This window comes from Pseudomonas oryzihabitans, assembly GCF_007665395.1.
In the GTDB taxonomy this organism is placed as follows: Bacteria; Pseudomonadota; Gammaproteobacteria; order Pseudomonadales; family Pseudomonadaceae; genus Chryseomonas; species Chryseomonas psychrotolerans_C.
Genome location: NZ_VDND01000003.1, coordinates 523,056 through 541,526 on the forward strand (window position 1 = coordinate 523,056; position 18,471 = coordinate 541,526).

Here is an 18,471-nt window from a genome sequence, read left to right on the forward strand (position 1 = left end):
AACAAGAGGTTACACTGGGAGGCTCCCACCTCCCGGTGCCCTCGCCACCATGTCCGATCCCGTCTTTCCCGATACCGATCCCGAGGTCGCCGCCCGGCGCCGCCTGCACCTGCTGCGGCATCGTCGCCGTCGACGACTGCGCGAATGGCGCCAGCGGATCGCCTTCTGGGTCGGGGCGGTACTGGTGGGCCTGGCCGGCCTGACCTTCGCCTGGCTCGCCGATGCCTCCTTCGGCCTCTTTCAGCAGCTGCTGCAGCACAGTGCCCTCTGGCCCTGGCTGGTCACGCCCCTGGGCTTCGCCGGACTGGTCTGGCTGACGCAAGGCGTGTTGCGCGATGCCCGCGGCAGCGGCATTCCCCAGGTCATCGCCACCCTCGAACGCCCCGAAGCGGACCTGCGCGCCCGGCTGCTGGCGCCGCCCATCGCCCTGACCAAGCTGCTGCTCACCGCCGGCGCCCTGCTGGTAGGGGGCTCGGTGGGGCGGGAAGGACCGACCGTGCACGTCGGCGCGGCGCTGCTCTATGGCTTCGGTAAGCGCCTCGGCCTGCATGGCCGCCGCACCCTGTCCGGACTCATCCTCGCCGGCGGCGCCGCGGGTATCGCCGCGGCCTTCAACACCCCTCTGGGCGGGGTAGTCTTCGCCATCGAGGAACTGACCCACACCTTCGAGCAGCGCTTCAGCGGCCTGGTGCTGACCGCGGTGCTGCTCGGCGGCATCGTCACCCTGGGGATCGTTGGACCCTACAGCTACCTCGGCGCCCTGGACCTGCACCTCACCTGGGGCCTCGGCTGGCTCGGGGTCGCGGTGATCGGTGTGGTCGGCGGACTGCTGGGCGGCTGCTATGGGCGCCTGGTGCTGCCCACCGACCAGGGTTGGCTGGGCCGCCTCAACGCCCTGCGCCGGCAGCGGCCGGTGGCCTTCGCCGCGGGTTGTGGACTGCTGCTAGCCGCGCTGGGACTGTTCTCCGGCCAGCACGTGTTCGGTACCGGCTACGCCGAGACCCATGCCATTCTGGCCGGCGAGCCCCTGACCGGCGGCGACTTCCTGCTGTGGAAGTTCCTCGCCAACGTCGTCTCCTACCTGGCCGGGGTGCCGGGCGGCCTGTTCTCCCCCTCGCTGGCGGTGGGCGCCGCCCTGGGCCCCTGGCTGGTCGACTGGCTACCCGCCCTCAGCCTGCCGCAGTGCGCCCTGCTGGGGCTGGCCGCCTATCTCGCCGGGGTCACCCGCACGCCGCTGACCGCTACCGTGATCACCCTGGAGCTGGCCCACAGCCCGGACATGGCCCTGCCGGTGCTGGCGGTCTGCCTGCTGGCCGCTGCCGTGTCCGGCTGGCTGATGCCGGTACCGCTCTATCACGCGCTGTCCAAGCAGGTGCTCGATGCCCTGACGCCCCGGCGCGACTGAAACCTAGCGGCCGCCGCCGATATCCAGGAGCGCACCGGTGGTGTAGGAGGCCTCGTCCGACAGCAGCCAGAGGATGCCGGCGGCGATCTCCTCGGCGTCGCCCGCGCGACCCAGTGGCGTGGTCACGCCCAGGCGCTCGGCGCGACCCGGCTGGCCGCCGCTGGCATGGATGTCGGTGAGGGTCACGCCCGGTCGCACCGCATTGACCCGCACCCCGTGCGGACCCAGTTCCTTGGCCAGGCCGAGGGTCAGGGTGTCCAGCGCCGCCTTGCTCGCGGCGTAGTCGACGTATTCGTTGGGCGAGCCCAGCCGCGCGGCGATGGAGGAGACATTGACGATGGCGCCACCCCGGCCGCCCTGCTCGCGGGACAGGTGGCGGGCGGCCTCGCGGGCGCAGAGGAAGGCGCCATAGACGTTGACCTCGAACATCCGCCGCAGCCGCTCGGCGCTCATCGCCACCAGCGGCTGCGCGTGATCGACGATCCCGGAATTGTTGACGAAGCCGTCCAGCCCACCGAAACGCTCCACGGTACGCGCGAACAGCGCCTTGACCTGAGCCTCGTCGGCCACGTCGCCGCGCATGGCCAGGCCTTGTGCACCCAGGCCCTCGAGCTCGGCCAGGGTGGCCTGGGCCGCGGCCTCGTCCTGGCGGTAGTTGAAGGCGACGTTCCAGCCACGGCGGGCGGCGCCGAGCGCCGTGGCGCGGCCGATGCCGCGGCTCGCGCCGGTGATGAGCAGGGTCTTGCGCATGTCGGAAACCTCGCACTAGAGAGGGTAGGGGTAACGGCTAACCGTCTGATGTATCGAAAAAAGCTTGGACGTCCCGGCCGTTTCGCCTAAAAGTAAGGCAACGGCACGCAGCGCATTTTCCGCGGCCACTTCGCGATCTGATTCCTAAGCGCTTGCAGAGGTCAATCCTGATGACGAGACCCCGCTTCATCTCGCCCAACGAAGTTTCCGCGCTCCGCACCAACATTCTCTCCAAGCTCACCTACGCCGTCGGCAAGGATCCCGACAACGCCCTCGACCACGACTGGTTTCAGGCCACCGCGCTGGCCGCCCGGGACTACATCGTCGATCGCTGGATGAGTCGTACCCGCGAGGCCTATCGCACCGGGCAGAAGCGGGTCTACTACCTCTCCCTGGAATTCCTCATCGGCCGCCTGCTGATCGACAGCCTGTCCAACCTGGGCATCCTCGAGGAGACCCGCCGCGCCCTGGCCGATCTCGGCGTCGACCTGGAACGCATCCGCGGCCTGGAGCCGGACGCCGCCCTGGGCAACGGCGGGCTCGGCCGCCTGGCCGCCTGCTTCATGGAAAGCATGGCCACCCTGGGCATCGCCAGCCATGGCTATGGCATCCGCTACGAACACGGCCTGTTCCGCCAGGTGATCGCCGATGGCTTCCAGCTGGAGCAGCCGGAGAACTGGCTGGACTTCGGCAACCCCTGGGAATTCGAACGCGCCGAGGTGGTGTACGAGATCGGCTTCGGTGGTCACGTGGCGCCCTATGGCGAGGGCGACCCCCGGCGACAGACCTGGACCCCGGGCGAGCGCATCCGCGCGGTGGCCTACGACACCCCGGTGATCGGCTGGGGCGGGGAGGGCGCCAACACCCTGAGACTCTGGCGTGCCCGACCGCTGGAGATCCTCCACCTGGAAACCTTCAACGCCGGCGACCACGTCGGCGCCGTGGCCAACGAGGCGCGCGCCGAGAGCATCTCGCGGGTGCTCTATCCGGCCGACAGCAGCGAGGCCGGCCAGGAATTGCGCCTGCGCCAGGAGTACTTCTTCGTCGCCGCCTCCCTGGCCGACCTGACCCGTCGCCACCTCAAGCAGCACAGCGACCTGCTCAGCCTGCCCGAGCACGTCGCCATCCAGCTCAACGATACCCACCCGGCCATCGCCGTGGCCGAGCTGATGCGCCTGCTGGTGGACGTCCACGGCATTCCCTGGGACGCCGCCTGGAACACCACCGTCGGTACCCTCAGCTACACCAACCACACCCTGTTGCCGGAGGCCCTGGAGACCTGGCCGGTGCAGTTGATGGAGCGCCTGCTGCCGCGGCACATGCAGATCATCTACCTGATCAATGCCCAGTTCCTCGACTCCCTGCGCGCCCGCGGCGAGACCGACGGCGGAATGATTTCCTACGTCTCCCTGATCGACGAAAGCCAGGGCCGCCGGGTACGCATGGGCAACCTGGCCTTCCTCGGCTCCCACAGCATCAACGGGGTGTCCGGGCTGCACACCGACCTGATGCGCAAGACGGTCTTCCGCTCGCTGCACCGGCTCTACCCGGAGCGGATCAACAACAAGACCAATGGCATCACCTTCCGCCGCTGGCTGCACCAGGCCAACCCGGCGCTCACCGACCTGCTGGTGGATACCCTCGGCCAGGGCGTGCTGGACGATCCCGAGCGCACCCTGCCGCAGCTCAAGCCCTATGCCAACGACAGCACCTTCCGCGAGCGCTTCGCCCTGCAGCGCCAGCGCAACAAGGACACCTTCACCAGCTTGGTGAAACAGCGGATGGAGATCGACCTCGACCCCAGTGCGCTGTTCGACGTCCAGATCAAGCGGATCCACGAGTACAAGCGGCAACTGATGAACCTGCTGCAGACCATCGCGCTGTACCAAGCCATCCGCGACAACCCCAATGGCGACTGGACGCCGCGGGTCAAGATCTTCGCCGGCAAGGCCGCGGCCAGCTACTACCAGGCCAAGCTGATCATCAAGCTGGCCAACGACGTGGCCAAGGTGGTCAACAGCGACCCCCTGACCCGTGACCTGCTCAAGGTGGTCTTCCTGCCCAACTACAACGTCAGCCTGGCCGAGGTGATGATCCCGGCGGCGGACCTGTCCGAGCAGATCTCCACCGCCGGTATGGAAGCGTCGGGCACCAGCAACATGAAGTTCGGCCTCAATGGCGCCCTCACCATTGGTACCCTGGATGGTGCCAACGTGGAGATGTGCGAGCTGATCGGTGCCGAGCACATGTTCATCTTCGGCCTCAAGGCGGCCGAGGTGGAAGAGCGCCAGCGCAGCGGCGGCATCTCCTCGGACATCATCGAGAATTCGCCGCGGCTGTCCCAGGTGCTGGCCGGGCTGCGGGGAGGGCAGTTCTCGCCCGAGGATCCGGCGCGCTACAACAGCCTGCTGGACGTGCTGACCTGGCACGACCGCTTCCTGGTCTGCGCCGACTTCGACGCCTACTGGGACGCTCAGCGCCAGGTCGAGACCCGCTGGCAGCAGCCGGACAAATGGTGGCAATCGGCGGTGATCAACACCGCCAGCATGGGCTGGTTCTCCTCTGACCGCACCATCCGCGAATACGCCACGGAGATCTGGAAGGCGTTGTAGTTGAATGCGCTGTGCGGCCATTGCGGCGATAGACCCCGGGTTGGGTTGAGACGGCTCCATCGTCGCAGCCCAACATTGCCGGCCCCGAAGCGATGGTGGGCTGCGCTGTACTCAGCCAACCTGCGGTTGCCGGTAGGTTGGGTTGAGACGGCTCTATCGTCGAAGCCCAACATTGCCAGTCCCAAGGTGATGTTGGGCTTCGCTACGCTCAACCCAACCTACGCCGGCCATTGCCGCGATCAACTACCCCGCGATTGAGAACCCACGCCTTCCACGCCGTCTACATCCTTGCAGCATCCGCCCTACAAGCCCTGATCTGGAGCCCCCATGCCCCGTACCTTCACCCGCCTCGAAGCGGGCAGTCCTGTTCACTACGGTGCCACCGTCGTCGACGACGGGATCAACTTCGCCATCTGGTCGCCCGCCGCCGAAGCGGTCGACCTCTGCCTCTACGATGCCAAGGGCGCAGCCGAGACCCAGCGGCTGGCCTTTCGCGAGCATGAAGGTGGCGTCTGGCATGGCTTCCTCCCCGGCGCCAAGCCGGGCCTGAGGTATGGCCTACGCGCCCAGGGCGCCTATCGGCCCCAGGACGGCCTGAGATTCAACGCCCACAAATTGCTGGTGGACCCCTGGGCCCTGGCGGTGGACCGGCCCTTCCAATTGCACCCCAGCACCTACGGCTTCCATCCCGACGACCCCAATCGTCCCGATGAGCGTGACAGCGGCGCCCAGGTGCCCAAGGCCATCGTCCTGCCACCGCTGGACAGTCTCGCGCCAAGCCCCAAGCGTCGCGACGCCGGGCTGATCTATGAACTGCATGTGCGTGGCCAGAGCAAGTTGCACCCCGAGGTCCCGGCCCGCCAACGCGGGACCCTGGCCGCCCTGCGGCATCCGTCATTGATCGAGCACTGGCAGCGCCTCGGCGTCACCACCCTGGAACTCCTGCCCATCGCCGCCTGGGCCGACGACCGCCACCTGCCGGCCCTCGGGCTGGCCAACTACTGGGGCTACAACCCGGTGCTCATGGCTGCCGTCGATCCGCGCCTGGCGGGGGCCGATGCCCTGGGCGAGTTGCGCGAGACGGTCGCCACCCTGCAGGGGGCCGGTTTCGAGGTCTTGCTCGATGTGGTCTTCAATCACACCGGCGAAGGCGACGAACTCGGTCCCACCTTTAACCTGCGCGGCCTGGATAACGCCGGCTATTACCGGCTGCAGCCGGACGATCCGGCGCGCTACATCAACGACATGGGCTGCGGCAACTGCCTGGCGCTCTACAGTCCGCCGGCGCTGCGCCTGACCCTGGACAGCCTGCGCCACTGGGTCACCGCGGCCGGCGTCGACGGCTTCCGCTTCGACCTGGCGCCGGCCTTGGGCCGCCTGGAGAGCGGCTTCGACCGCGATGCACCGCTGCTCCAGGCCCTGGCCCAGGACCCGGTGCTGCGCCAGGTGCGGCTGGTGGCGGAACCCTGGGACATCGGCCCCGGCGGTCACCAGGTCGGCGCCTTCCGCGCGCCCTGGCAGGAGTGGAACGATGCCTTCCGCGACGACGTCCGCCGCTTCTGGCGCGGCGACGAAGGCTTGCGTGGTGCCCTGGCCACGCGCCTGGCCGGTAGCGCCGACCTGTTCGGCGCGGGTGATCGCCTGCTGCGCACCAGCGTCAACTTCATCACCGCCCACGATGGCTTCACCCTGGCCGACCTGGTCAGCTACGCCGAGAAGCACAACGAGGCCAACGGCGAGGAGAATCGCGACGGCACCACCGACAACAAGAGCTGGAACAACGGCGTGGAAGGCCCGAGTGACGACCCCGCGGTGCAGGCAGCCCGCGCCGCCGACCAGCGCGCCCTGCTGGCCACCCTGATCCTCGCCGGTGGCGAGCCCATGCTCACCGCGGGGGACGAATTCGGTCGTACGCAACAGGGCAACAACAATGCCTATGTGCAGGACAACGAACTCTCCTGGCTCGACTGGCAGCAGGCTGTCAGCCCCGCCGGGCAACGCCAGAGCGCCTTCGTCGGCCGGCTCATGGCGCTGCGTCGAGCGCTTCCGGCCTTGCAGGCACGGCGGCTGCTGGGCCGGCCCGCGGCCGATGGCTGGGTCAGGATCGACTGGCTCGACGCCGATGGCGCGCCGATGGACGACGGGCGCTGGCAGGCACCGGGCAGCCTGCCGCTGAGTCTCACCCTCGAAGCTCTCGACGAAGATGACCGGGCCCAGGGCCCGCGCCTCTGGCTGGCCTTCCAGCCGCGCCGGGAGGAAATCGAGCTGCGCCTGCCGCCGTCACGTGACGGACATCACTGGGTGATACAGCTGGACAGCCGCCAGCCTGAACTGGAACCGGACTCGGCAGTCTACCCCAGCGCCGATAATCTCCGTGTGGGCCGAGGCGTACTGCTCGCCGTGGAGACCCCGAACGCGCCCTAGGCGTCCGTTCCCTGTCGGCCGCCGGTCTCAGCCTCTCGTCGCTGTCTGGACGAAGCCTGGAATCGGCACTGGCTGGCAGTCCCGGCCTGACGGTCCGCTCTGCTTGAGACGGAGCTTGAGCTTTGGCGCTACACTCGCGCCCATCATTACAAGGAGCACCGCGATGTCCCGGATATCCCTCAGTCGTTACCTCATCGAGCAGACCCGCAGCCACAAGACCCCGGCCGACCTGCGCTTCCTCATCGAAGTCGTGGCACGGGCATGCAAGCGCATCAGCTACGAGGTGTCCAAGGGGGCGCTGGGTGGCGTGCTCGGCAGCATGGGCACCGAGAACGTCCAGGGCGAGGTGCAGAAGAAGCTGGACGTACTGTCCAACGAGATCCTGCTGGAAGCCAACGAATGGGGCGGCACCCTGGCCGGCATGGCCTCCGAGGAGATGGACCAGGTCCACCAGATTCCCGGTCACTACCCCAAGGGCGCCTACCTGCTGATGTTCGATCCCCTGGACGGCTCGTCCAACATCGACGTCAACGTCTCCGTCGGTACCATCTTCTCCATCCTGCGTAAGGACTTCGTCAGCAGCACCACCGGTGACGTGACCGAAGAAGCCTTCATGCAGAAGGGCACCGAGCAGGTCGCCGCCGGCTACGCCATCTACGGTCCCCAGACCATGCTGGTGCTGACCCTGGGCGACGGCGTCAAGGGCTTCACCCTGGATCGCGAGCTGGGCAGCTTCGTACTGACCCACGAAGACATCACCATCCCCGAGAGCACTGCCGAATTCGCCATCAACATGTCCAACCAGCGTCACTGGGAAGCCCCGGTCAAGCGCTACGTGGACGAGCTGCTGGCGGGCAAGGAAGGCCCCCTGGGCAAGAACTACAACATGCGTTGGATCGCCTCCATGGTGGCCGACGTCCATCGCATCCTCACCCGTGGCGGCCTGTTCATGTACCCCCGCGATGCCCGCGAGCCGGAGAAGCCCGGCAAGCTGCGCCTGATGTACGAGGCCAACCCCATGGCCATGCTGGTCGAGCAGGCCGGGGGCGCGGCCACCAACGGCCACCAGCGCATCCTCGACGTCCAGCCCGACGGCCTGCACCAGCGGGTAGCGGTATTCCTGGGTTCCAAGGAGGAAGTGCTGCGCGTGACCGAGTACCACCGTCAGCGTTGATTCCTGCCTGCCGGGCCGCCTGCAACGGGCGGTCCGGTGCTGCCTCTCGCTCCGTTCAGCTTCGATTCAGTCCCCTTAATCCCCTGCTAACCTGCCGCCCCGGAAGATGGCCAGGCAGCCGGTCGGGCTGTATTCGAATCGCGTGAGGATCTTCCACCATGAACGCCCTGAAATCCCGTGTCGTCCTCTTCGGCCTGCTGGCCCTGGCCAGCCACTCGGTCTTCGCCGCCGACCCCCAGAACTTCGCCGGCCTCACCTACGGCAAGAGCTACGACAACTTCGACAACAGTCACGCGCTCAATGGCAACCTGAACAGCCCCGATACCGACGGTGCCATCGACGGCAACACCACCTGGGGCCTGCGTCTCGGTCAGCAGAACGACGCCGGGCGCTACTATGCGACCCTCGACCAGGTCAGCGGCAGCAGCGATGGCATCAAACTCCGGCAGCAGGATCTCACCGGCAGCTACGACGCCTTCTATCCGCTGAGCAACAGCACCAAGCTGTTCGGCGGCGGCACCCTGGGCCTGACGCGGGTTACCCAGGATGGCTCCGACTACAGCCACAACGGCGATACCGGCTACCTGGCCGGCGTCCAGGCGGGCATCCTGCAGCAGGTCAACGACCGCACCTCGCTGGAAGCCGGCTATCGCTACCTGCGCAGCAACGCCAAGCCCGATATCGACGAAGACGGCACCAAGCTCGGCTCGACGCAGCTCGACAGCACCAAGGAAATCTACCTGGGCATGAACGTCTATTTCTAAGACGTACCGGGGCGGCGCATGCCGCCCCTCTTGCTAGACGTAGGGATCGAGACCGGAAAAGACCGCCACCAGGGCCACGGCGACGATACCCAGGGCGATCTCCACGACGGTGGCCCGCCGTAGCCACGGCAGGGCACGGGGTCCATGAGCGAGTCGCGGCACCAGCCCATAGCGATTGAGCAGCGCCAGCCCGACCATCCCTGCCACCACCAGCACCTTGGCCAGCAGCAGCCCCGAGTAGGGCGTCAGCTGGAAGAGCCGCTCCGGCCCGAGGATCAACAGGCTATTGAGCGAGCCACTCAGCAACGCGAGCGCCACGCCTACCTGACCCGGCAGCGAATACCCGCGCAGCAGGTCGCGGACCTCGAGTTTCAGCGGCGCGGGTGGTCGATACAGGCAGAGCAGCACGCCGGGCAGGCTGCCCAGCCACAGCCCGCTGCTCAACAGGTGCAGTCCCTGATTCAACTGGTGCGCGATACCCAGGGCGCCGCCCGTTGCCGCCGCATGGCCGCCCTGCGCCAGGCTGGCCAGCAGCACGCCAGTCAGGCCCCAGAGCACGGCCGTAGCTTTTTTCAGCGGGCCGCCCAGTAGCCACAGTGCCACCAGCAACCCCAGTGGCAGTTGCCAGCACCAGGCCCGTCCCGCGTCGGTGGACAGGAAGAGTCGCCAGACGGCCAGGTTGAAGGCATCCGTCCAGCCATCGCCCACCAGCGCAGCCTGCACGGGCAGCTGCGCGACCACGCCGAGCAGCAGTAGCGCGCCCAACGCCCGCGCGCTTCCGTTCGCCCGCTCCAGCAGCCAGCCGCGCAGCCCTGGGCGCGCGAGCCAGAGCGCCAGGGCCAGGTAACCCCAGGTCAGCAGCAGCGGCAGCAGGAGCAGGGCGCGGGTGAGCGGACGCCAGGCCTCGGGCGTCGCCAGTCCGCCGTCAAACACCGGAAGACTTACTGGACGCTGAAGCGATAATCGCCCTGGGTCTTGTGTCCGTCCTTGGCCAGCACGCGCCATTTTACCTGGTAGCGCCCGGGTTGCAGCGGCGCCTCCAGCGGCACCTCCAGGGTGCTGGCGTCGCTACCGGAAATCACCTTGCCGGTGGTGATCGCCGTGCTCGCCTGACCCTCCAGGCGTTGCAACTGCACCTGGCTGAGCGACGCCTCGATGCCCTCGGAAAAGGTCAGGCTCAGCCGCTTGGGTGCCTGACTGCTGGTGCTGTCGGGCGCCGGCTCGGCGCTCTTCAGATGACCATGGGCCAGCGCCAGGCCCGGCAACAGCAGACAGGCCAGGGCGAGCGAACGGGCGCGAGACAGGACGGCAGGCATGAGCTTCTCCAGCGGCAGGGTAAAACCGCCAGCTTAGCAGTCCCTGCGGGACTCGTCCTTGGCCGGCTCCGCCGCCCGCGCCGCGCACTCCACGAAGGTGCGCGCGGTGCAGGTGCGGCAGACGTCCGGGTCCAGGCGCGGATAGATGCTGCGCAAGGCCTGGTCCTTGGACGAGAACACATGGCCTTCGCCCAGCTCCTGGAGGAAGCCGGTCTTGGCGAACAGCTGCAGCACCGGGGTACGCGGCCGGTGGAAATAGAGATCGCCGCCCAGTGCGCGTCGCTCGCGCCCTTCCCGGCGCCAGAGGTCGTTGCCCGCCAGGTCGATGAAATTCATGCTCTTGGTCATGAACAGCGCATGCTTCTGGCCCGGCTGGGCGCCCCGAAAGCCGTCCAGTTGATCGCCGACATGGGGCACCGCGCCGAAGAACACCGACCCCTCCACCCGCACCAGCTTGAGCTGCGGACACTCCTGCGCCGGCTGGCCCAGTTCGTCCAGCGGGGTGAAGCGACGCTCGGGGGTGCTCGGATCCGGCACCAGCGGGCGAATCGCCGGGTGGGAGGTGCGATAGAGGTAGGCCACCAGGGACACCAGGGTGCCCAGCAGCACGGCCCGGTCCAGCGGAATGGTCAGGGTCGCCAGGAAGGTCACCCCGGCCACCAGCGCCTCGGTGCGGCTGACCCGCAGCACCTCGCGCCAGCGGCCCAGGTCCAGCAGGCCGCGCGCCACCAGCAGCAGGGTCGCGGCGATGGCCGCCAGCGGGATGGTCGCGATCACCCCGCCGCCGAAGGCGACCAGGGCCACCACCAGCAGGGCGGCGAACACCGCCGCCAGCGGGGTCCGGGCACCGGCTTCGAAATTGGGCATGGAGCGGTTCAGCGAACCGCAGGACACATAGGCCGAAAAGCAGCCACCGACCAGGTTGGCCAGCCCTTGACCGCGGAATTCACGATTGACGTCCAGCCGTTGCCCGGAGCGCTGGGCCACCGCCTTGGCGATCGACAGCGACTGCCCGAGGGCCACCAGGGTGAGGGCCACGGCGATCCCCGAGAGATTGCCCAGGTCCTGCAGGGTGACGTCCGGCAGGTGGAAGGGCGGCAGGGCCGAAGGGATGCGGCCGACCGTGGCGATACCCTGGGCCGCACCCGGCAGGCTGCGCTCCAGTACCCAGGCGCAGAGGCAACCGGCCAACAGACCCAGCAGCATGGTCGGCCAGCGCGGTCGCAGGCGGCGCAGCAGCAGGGTGGCGACCAGGGTCACCAGGCCGATGACCAGCGACGGCCAGTGGATCGCCAGGGGGTGGGCGAGCCCATAGCCCAGCACACCGAAGGCCGAGGTACCCAGGGGTGGCGACAGGCCGAGCAAGTCCTTGAGCGAATAGAGGCCGATGAGCACGGCAGCGCCGCTCATGAAGCCGAGCAGCACCGAGGGCGAGATGAAGTTGGCCACCGCGCCGAGGCGCAGGGCGCCCACCGTCAGTTGCAGCAGGCCGACCAGCAGGGTCACCGCCAGCGCCAGATCGATGTAGGGACCGGAGCCCGCCAGCGCCAGCGGCGATAGCGCCGCCAGCAGGGCCAGGGAGTTGGCATTGGTCGGCCCGGTCACCACATGGCGACTGGAGCCGGCCAGGGCGGCGACGATGCAGGGCACCACGGCGCCATACACCCCATACTGCGGCGGCAAGCCGGCCAGGGTGGCGAAGGCCACGCCCTGGGGCAGCGCCAGTACCGCCCCCAGCAGGCCCGCACCCAGGTCCGCCTTCAGGGTGGTACGGTCCACCTCGCGGAGCCAGGGCAGCAGGGTGGCAAGGGCGGGCATGGGGCGCTCCAGCAGGAAAGGTCGCCCACTCTACCCATTCCGCGCGCCGGCCGGCTACCGGGGGCCCGGCGTTCACGGTCTCCGTCGCGACGTCGGCGTATGCTCATTTCTTCACCAGTCGCTGCCAGCCCGGTCCCCGTGGCGCTCTGGTGACTTCATGCACGGGTTATCCACACCACTGTGCACGGCCGCTGTGGGTAACCTGGCGCTAGCCGTCGTGGCTGTTGGCGGCGATGCGATGGATCGCCAGGTCGGCGCCCTGGTATTCCTCTTCCTGGCTCAGGCGCAGCCCCAGCAGCGTCTTGAGCAGACCATAGACCGCTAACCCGCCGAGCAGCGCGATGGCAATGCCCAGCGCCGTGCCGGCGAGCTGCGCCAGCAGGCTCACGCCCCCCAGCCCACCCAGGGCGGTCTGGCCGAACAGCCCGCAGGCGATGCCGCCCCAGGCTCCGCACAGTCCGTGCAAGGGCCAGACGCCCAGGACGTCGTCCAGCTTCCAGCGCGTCTGTACCGCGGTGAAGGCCCGCACGAACAGGGCGCCCGCCACCAGCCCGGTGAGCAGCGCGGCGATAGGGTGCATGAGGTCGGAGCCGGCGCAGATGGCCACCAGCCCGGCCAGCGGGCCGTTGTGCAGGAAGCCCGGGTCGTTGCGCCCCAGCAGCAGGGCCGCGAGCGTCCCGCCGACCATGGCCATCAGGGAATTCAGCGCCACCAGGCCGCTGACACCCACCAGGCTCTGGGCGCTCATCACGTTGAAGCCGAACCAGCCGACGATCAGGATCCAGGAGCCCAGCGCCAGGAAGGGAATGTTCGACGGCGGAAAGGCCACCAGCCGGCCGTCGCGATACCGTCCCTGGCGCGGACCCAGGAGCAGCACCGCGGCCAGCGCCAGCCAGCCGCCTACCGCGTGCACCACCACGGAGCCGGCGAAGTCATGGAAGCGCGCCCCGAACAGGCCTTCGAAGCCGTCCTGCAGGCCGAGGTTGTTGTTCCACATCAAGCCTTCGAAGCAGGGATAGACGAAGGCCACGATCAGGGCGGTGGCGCACAGCTGCGGGACGAAGCGGGCACGCTCGGCGATCCCCCCGGAGATGATCGCTGGAATGGCCGCGGCGAAGGTCGCCAGGAAGAAGAACTTCACCAGGGCATAGCCGCTGTCGGCAATCAGCACCTGGGCGGGCGCGAGGAAGGTCACGCCATAGGCGATCCAGTAACCGACGAAGAAATACACCAGGGTGGAGATGGCAAAATCGGCGAGGATCTTGGAAAGGGCATTCACCTGGTTCTTGTGCCTGACCGTGCCGGCCTCGAGAAAGGCGAAGCCGGCATGCATGGCCAGCACCATCACGGCGCCCAGCAGCAGGAACAGGGTATTGGCACTGTGGACCAGGGTGGCCACGGCGGAGGGCAGTTCGTTCATCAAGGCAGTCGTCTGAAAGGGTTGCACCAAAAACATGCCATGCGGCTGCTTGTTGCTCGCTTTTAGGGCGATCAGCAGCTCTTCGGCAGGTCCAGTCGGGTCGCCAGCCGAACGTGCAGCTCGTCAAGGACGCTAAAGTGCGCCAAGGCGGTGCAGGTCGTGCGGGCGTGCACCGCCAAAAAGCAAAGGTCGTGCCGCTAGTACTCGTGCAGGACGATCCGGCCGCTGCTCAGGTTCGTCAGCAGCGTGGCGACCTCGTCGCGCCGCTGCGGCTCCAGCGCGATGCGCAGGGCGATTTCCAGGGCTTGATAGTCCTCCTCGAGCACCACCACCGCCAGGGCCGCCAGCCGTGCCTTGATCAGCGGCCATTCGGCATAGGTGCAGGCGAAGCCGTAGTCCTGGCGCAGCACCAGCGGCTGCCTGTCCGCCTGCTGCAGGCAGCGGGCGGCGCAACCGCCATAGGCGCGGACCAGGCCACCGGTGCCCAGCTTGATGCCGCCGTACCAGCGGATCACCACCACCACCACCTGGTCGCAGTCCTGCCCTTCGATGGCGGCCAGGATGGGCCGGCCGGCCGTGCCCCCGGGTTCGCCGTCATCATTGAAGCGGTACTGGTTGCCGAGTCTCCAGGCCCAGCAGTTGTGGGTCGCGGTGGGCACGCTCACCCGCTCGATGAAGGCCTGGGCGGCCTCCACGCTGGCCACCGGCGCGGCCAGTGCGAGAAAACGACTCTTGCGCACCTCTTCTTCCCAGGAGGCCTCCTGGATCAGGGTGAACGTCATGGTACCTGCAGACCCAATCCCTTGAGGACGATGTGGGTGAGGGTCTGGGACGCTTCCTCGAAATCCTGCCGGGTCAGGCGCTTGCGTCCCGTCACCTGGCAGATCTGGCTGGCGAAGTCGGCGTAGTGCTGGGTGCTGCTCCACAGCAGGAAGATTAGATGGACCGGATCCACCGGATCCATCTTGCCGGCGGCGATCCAGGCTTCGAAGACCGCGGCCCGGCTGCGGAACCAGGTCTGGTAGTCCTGGTTGAAATACTCGTACAGGCAGTTGCCGCCGCCGATGATCTCCATGGCGAAGATCCGCGAGGCCAGCGGCTGGCGCCGCGAGAATTCCAGCTTGGCACGGATATAACGGCCGAGGGCCTCGGCGGGATCGTCATCCACGGTCAGGTGGTTGAAGGTGCTGTCCCACAGGTCGAGGATATTGCCCAGCACGGCCATGTAGAGACCGAGCTTGTTATTGAAGTAATAGTGGAGATTGGCCTTGGGCAGCCCGACGCGTTGCGCGATGGTGTTCATGCTGGTGCCCTTGAAGCCGTGGCGGGCGAATTCCTCCTCCGCCGCCTTCAGGATCGACTCCTCGTTCTGCTGCCGGATGCGACCGGCCGGCTTGTCCTGGCCGGCGTAATGGGCGGGTACGAGAAGGGTCATGTCGACTGCAGGATCCGAAGGCGCGGCAGGCATCAATAACGCACCCCCGGCCTCGGACACAAGACCTCTTTCAAGGGTGGGAGGCTGGCGAAGGGCTTTCGGCCGCCGGCACGGCGCGCTCCTCGGGCAGCAGCAGGTTGAGCAGGATGGCGGTGAGACCGCCGCTGGTGATCGCCGTATCGAAGAGATTCTTCACCAGGGGCGGCAACTGATCCAGCAGCGTCGGCTGGCTGGCGATGCCCAGGCCCACGCCCAGCGAGGTGGCGATGATCAGCAGGCTGCGGCGATCCAGGCTGCAGTGCGCCAGCAGACGGATCCCGGCCGCGGCGACGCTGCCGAACAGCACCAGGGTCGCGCCGCCCAGCACCGGCTTGGGGATCTGCTGCAGGATGGCGCCCAGCACCGGGAACAGCCCCAGCAACAGCAGGATGCCGCCGATCCAGTAGCCGACGTAGCGGCTGGCCACGCCGGTCAGCTGGATCACCCCGTTGTTCTGCGCGAAGGTGGTGCTGGGAAAGGTATTGAAGGTGGCCGCCAGCAGGCAGGCGACCCCATCGCCCAGGACCCCGCCGCGGAGCCGCCTTATATAGGCCGGCCCTTCGATGGGTTGCCGCGAGATCAGGCAGTTGGCGGTCAGGTCGCCGGTGGTCTCTATGGTGCTGATCACATAGATCAGCGCGACCGGCAGAAAGGCCGACCAATCGAAATGGAAGCCGAAATGGAAGGGGAGGGGCACGCTGACCAAGGGCAGGGACGGCAGCGGCTGCGGTTTCAGCAGTCCGCAGGCCCAGGCCGCCAGTGAGCCCACCAGCAGGCCGATCACCACCGCCGACAGCCGGAGCCAGGGGCGTCGCGACAGATTCAGGGCAATGATGATGATCAGCACCAGGCTACCCAGCGCCAGGTTGGCCGGTGCGCCGAAATTGGCCGCCTTGGCACCGCCCCCCAGGTCGGTGATGCCTACCCGGATCAGGCTGATGCCGATCAGGGTGATCACGATGCCGGTCACCAGGGGCGTGATCACCCGGCGCAACAATCCCAGGCAGCGACTCAGGCCGATCTGCACGAAGGCACCAAAGAAGCACACGCCAAAGATCATCGCCAGAATGTCCTCCGGCGAGCCCCCGCGCTGCTTGACCAGCATCCCCGCCGCCAGCACCGCCGACAGGAAGGCGAAGCTGGTGCCCTGCAGGCAGATCATGCCCGCCCCCAGGCCGCCCGCACCCCGGGCCTGCAGGAAGGTACCGACACCCGACACCATCAGTCCCATGCTGATCAGATAGGGCAGGTGCTCCTGCAAGCCCAGCGCGCCGGCGATGATCAGCGGTGGCGTGATGATCCCCACGAAGCTCGCCAGCACATGCTGCAGTGCGGCACAGAAGGCGGCGAGGGGCGCTGGGCGCTCTTCCAGGCCATAGAGAAGATCGTCCCGGAGGGGGGTGGTCATGGATGGTTACCTCACATCGGCTCTGCCGGTATGGACGGCAGGTGCAGGACCGCAGGGGATCCTGGGCGCTTTAGAACTGATACTTCACCAGGAAGCTGAAGACGCTCTGGTCGGTACGGAAGCCTTCGCTGTCCTTGATGCCGTACTTGTCCGACCAGTAGTCGTACTCGGTACCCACATAAAGATGCTTGGCCTCGTAGCCCATCGCCTTGCCCAGGTCGTACTTGACCTGCGGATTTAAGTGCAGGTTGGCGTGGTAGCTGCCCTTGTTGTTCATTACCCAATCCATGTAGCCGTCGATGAGCAGGTCCGAATTGCCCAGGGGCAGGGTATAGGCCCATACCGGCGTCAGCTGCCAGGCACCCGAGGGCGCGCTGCCGCCATCCGGCTTGCGGTAATAGAGGTTGAGCTGGAAGTAGTCGAAGCCCGGCACCTTGAGATCGAAGCCGGGGCCGACCAGGTAGTTGCGCTGGTCACGACCGGCGCCACGGCCATCGTTCTGGTCGTATTCCAGGGTCGTCGCCAGCAGCACATCGCTGACCGGTCCGAAGGACAGGTCCTTGCCCGACAGCTTGCCGAACGACAGTCGCGGACTGACCTCGCCATAGAAGCCCTGATGGCCATCGCTGGCATTGGTCGCGCCGTTGAACCAGATGCTGTCGACGAACAGGAACAGATCACCCCAGGTCCAGGAACTGGCATGTTCGAAGGTGACGGTCTGCTGGATACGCGGATCGACCCGGAAATCCTTGCCATATAGATAGGTGAGGCTTTCGCCGTGCCACAGCAAGGGGCTTTCTGCGGCCTGGGCCGCGCCGGTGGCCAGCAGACTGCTCGTCAGCAGCGCGGTGGTGAAGGTTTTACGCATGTCGGCTCCTAAGGTGCTTTCTCGTTATGGTCAGATCCCCGCGGTGCTCAGCAAAATTGGCGCCAACCACGGGTGGGTGAGAAAAATAGTTATTTTTCAATGGTTTGTATAAGGCTTCAGCGCTTTTCCGGATTTTTGTCCGGCGCAGAACCTGACCACTCGCTCAGTTTTTGGGCGTCAGGGAGGCCTGCCACGGGGCCGTGCTTCGAAACGGAGCGCGCACGGCCGGGCAGTGCTAAGGTGCTTACGATCTGGAGGACACAGCCATGAAGTTGCTTATCGGTTTTCTGCTGGGGCTGCTCGGTAGCTCTTCCGTCTTGGCCCAGGTGCCCCAGGGTGGGACGGGTCAGCCGGGCATCCTCATGATCACTCGCGGCGACGCCTACTCCGGATCGGGGTGCGATATCGGCCTGGTAATCCAGGGGCGCCTCGCCGGCACCCTGATGGCCGGGCAGAGCGCTTCCTTCAATCTGCCCCCGGGCGAAGTCGCCGTCAGCCTCACCTCGTCCGGCCCCGGTGCCTGCGCCGCCCCCATGGCCAGCAGCGTGTCCCAGTCCATCCTGCTGGCGCCCGGCGAGATCAAGCAGTACCGGATCATAGGGACGGAAGCGGGCTATCGCTTGGCCCCGACACCCCTTTATTGAAGAATCTTGAAATAACCTGTTGACGCCCTATGAAACTCCCCTATAATGCGCCCCACTTCCGGCGCAGACGCTGAAGGGCTTGAAAATCAAGCACTTAGATCTGAGCCGGGCGAGGGGTCCACGGATTCCTCGCCAGTTGGCTCTCACCTCCGGGTGGCAGCGAAATGAAGCGGAGGGGTTGACAGCGTCCCAGGATGCTGTAGGATTCGCCTCCCGCTGCCGCGATCGGTTCAACCGGTCAGGCAAGTGCAAGTGGTTGAGTTGAAACGAAAAAGTTCAAATCAACGCTTGACAGGATGTGAGGACGGCGTAGAATGCGCGCCTCGGTTAGCGACACGGTCGCAACCAACTGCTCTTTAACAAGTTGAATCAAGCAATTCGTGTGGGTGCTTGT

Annotated in this window: 15 protein-coding genes; 6 read left to right on the top strand and 9 right to left on the bottom strand. The window is 67.0% G+C overall.

The window, feature by feature from the left end; genetic code table 11:
- Nucleotides 1–49 precede the first annotated feature (49 nt).
- Complete coding sequence (locus FSV73_RS09975; protein WP_145007260.1) at nt 50–1,405, top strand: chloride channel protein; 1,356 nt, start codon at nt 50–52, stop codon at nt 1,403–1,405.
- A 3-nt stretch (nt 1,406–1,408) separates the two neighbouring features.
- On the opposite strand, the gene FSV73_RS09980 is transcribed toward FSV73_RS09975, so the two are convergent.
- Entirely contained in the window at nt 1,409–2,155 is a 747-nt protein-coding gene (locus FSV73_RS09980; protein ID WP_145007262.1) for an SDR family oxidoreductase, read from the bottom strand.
- Between the two features lie 170 nt (nt 2,156–2,325).
- Between FSV73_RS09980 and FSV73_RS09985 the strand changes: the two genes are divergently transcribed.
- From FSV73_RS09985 to FSV73_RS10000, 4 genes are all read left to right on the top strand, one after another.
- On the top strand, nt 2,326–4,767 hold the full coding sequence (locus tag FSV73_RS09985) for a glycogen/starch/alpha-glucan phosphorylase (protein WP_145007263.1): 2,442 nt from the start codon (nt 2,326–2,328) through the stop codon (nt 4,765–4,767).
- 327 nt (nt 4,768–5,094) lie between these two features.
- Entirely contained in the window at nt 5,095–7,191 is a 2,097-nt protein-coding gene (glgX, locus tag FSV73_RS09990; protein ID WP_145007264.1) for a glycogen debranching protein GlgX, read from the top strand.
- Between the two features lie 163 nt (nt 7,192–7,354).
- Nucleotides 7,355–8,365 (top strand): class 1 fructose-bisphosphatase, encoded by a 1,011-nt coding sequence (locus FSV73_RS09995; protein ID WP_145007265.1) that lies wholly within the window; start codon nt 7,355–7,357, stop codon nt 8,363–8,365.
- 158 nt (nt 8,366–8,523) lie between these two features.
- Complete coding sequence (locus tag FSV73_RS10000; protein ID WP_145007267.1) at nt 8,524–9,129, top strand: outer membrane beta-barrel protein; 606 nt, start codon at nt 8,524–8,526, stop codon at nt 9,127–9,129.
- A 33-nt stretch (nt 9,130–9,162) separates the two neighbouring features.
- Here the strand turns inward: FSV73_RS10000 and copD are convergent, their stop codons facing one another.
- From copD to FSV73_RS10040, 8 genes are all read right to left on the bottom strand, one after another.
- The gene (copD, locus tag FSV73_RS10005; RefSeq protein WP_260856056.1) at nt 9,163–10,062 is read right to left on the bottom strand and encodes a copper homeostasis membrane protein CopD; all 900 of its coding nucleotides are present in this window, start codon (nt 10,060–10,062) and stop codon (nt 9,163–9,165) included.
- 8 nt (nt 10,063–10,070) lie between these two features.
- On the bottom strand, nt 10,071–10,445 hold the full coding sequence (gene copC, locus FSV73_RS10010; RefSeq protein ID WP_145007269.1) for a copper homeostasis periplasmic binding protein CopC: 375 nt from the start codon (nt 10,443–10,445) through the stop codon (nt 10,071–10,073).
- 33 nt (nt 10,446–10,478) lie between these two features.
- Entirely contained in the window at nt 10,479–12,263 is a 1,785-nt protein-coding gene (locus FSV73_RS10015) for a SulP family inorganic anion transporter (RefSeq protein WP_145007270.1), read from the bottom strand.
- A 208-nt stretch (nt 12,264–12,471) separates the two neighbouring features.
- Nucleotides 12,472–13,683 carry an ammonium transporter gene (locus FSV73_RS10020; RefSeq protein WP_145007272.1) on the bottom strand — a complete coding sequence of 404 codons (1,212 nt, stop codon included), beginning with the start codon at nt 13,681–13,683 and terminating at the stop codon, nt 12,472–12,474.
- 197 nt (nt 13,684–13,880) lie between these two features.
- Complete coding sequence (locus FSV73_RS10025) at nt 13,881–14,465, bottom strand: IMPACT family protein (protein WP_145007273.1); 585 nt, start codon at nt 14,463–14,465, stop codon at nt 13,881–13,883.
- Nucleotides 14,462–15,118 (bottom strand): TetR/AcrR family transcriptional regulator, encoded by a 657-nt coding sequence (locus FSV73_RS10030; protein WP_145007274.1) that lies wholly within the window; start codon nt 15,116–15,118, stop codon nt 14,462–14,464. The genes FSV73_RS10025 and FSV73_RS10030 overlap by 4 nt, the downstream gene beginning before the upstream one ends.
- Nucleotides 15,119–15,188: 70 nt before the next feature.
- Nucleotides 15,189–16,565 (bottom strand): nucleobase:cation symporter-2 family protein, encoded by a 1,377-nt coding sequence (locus FSV73_RS10035; protein WP_145007275.1) that lies wholly within the window; start codon nt 16,563–16,565, stop codon nt 15,189–15,191.
- A gap of 70 nt (nt 16,566–16,635) precedes the next feature.
- Entirely contained in the window at nt 16,636–17,433 is a 798-nt protein-coding gene (locus FSV73_RS10040; RefSeq protein WP_145007277.1) for a DUF5020 family protein, read from the bottom strand.
- Between the two features lie 266 nt (nt 17,434–17,699).
- Here FSV73_RS10040 and FSV73_RS10045 point away from each other — a divergent pair, with 266 nt between their 5' ends.
- Nucleotides 17,700–18,077 (top strand): hypothetical protein, encoded by a 378-nt coding sequence (locus FSV73_RS10045; protein WP_145007278.1) that lies wholly within the window; start codon nt 17,700–17,702, stop codon nt 18,075–18,077.
- Nucleotides 18,078–18,471 lie beyond the last annotated feature (394 nt).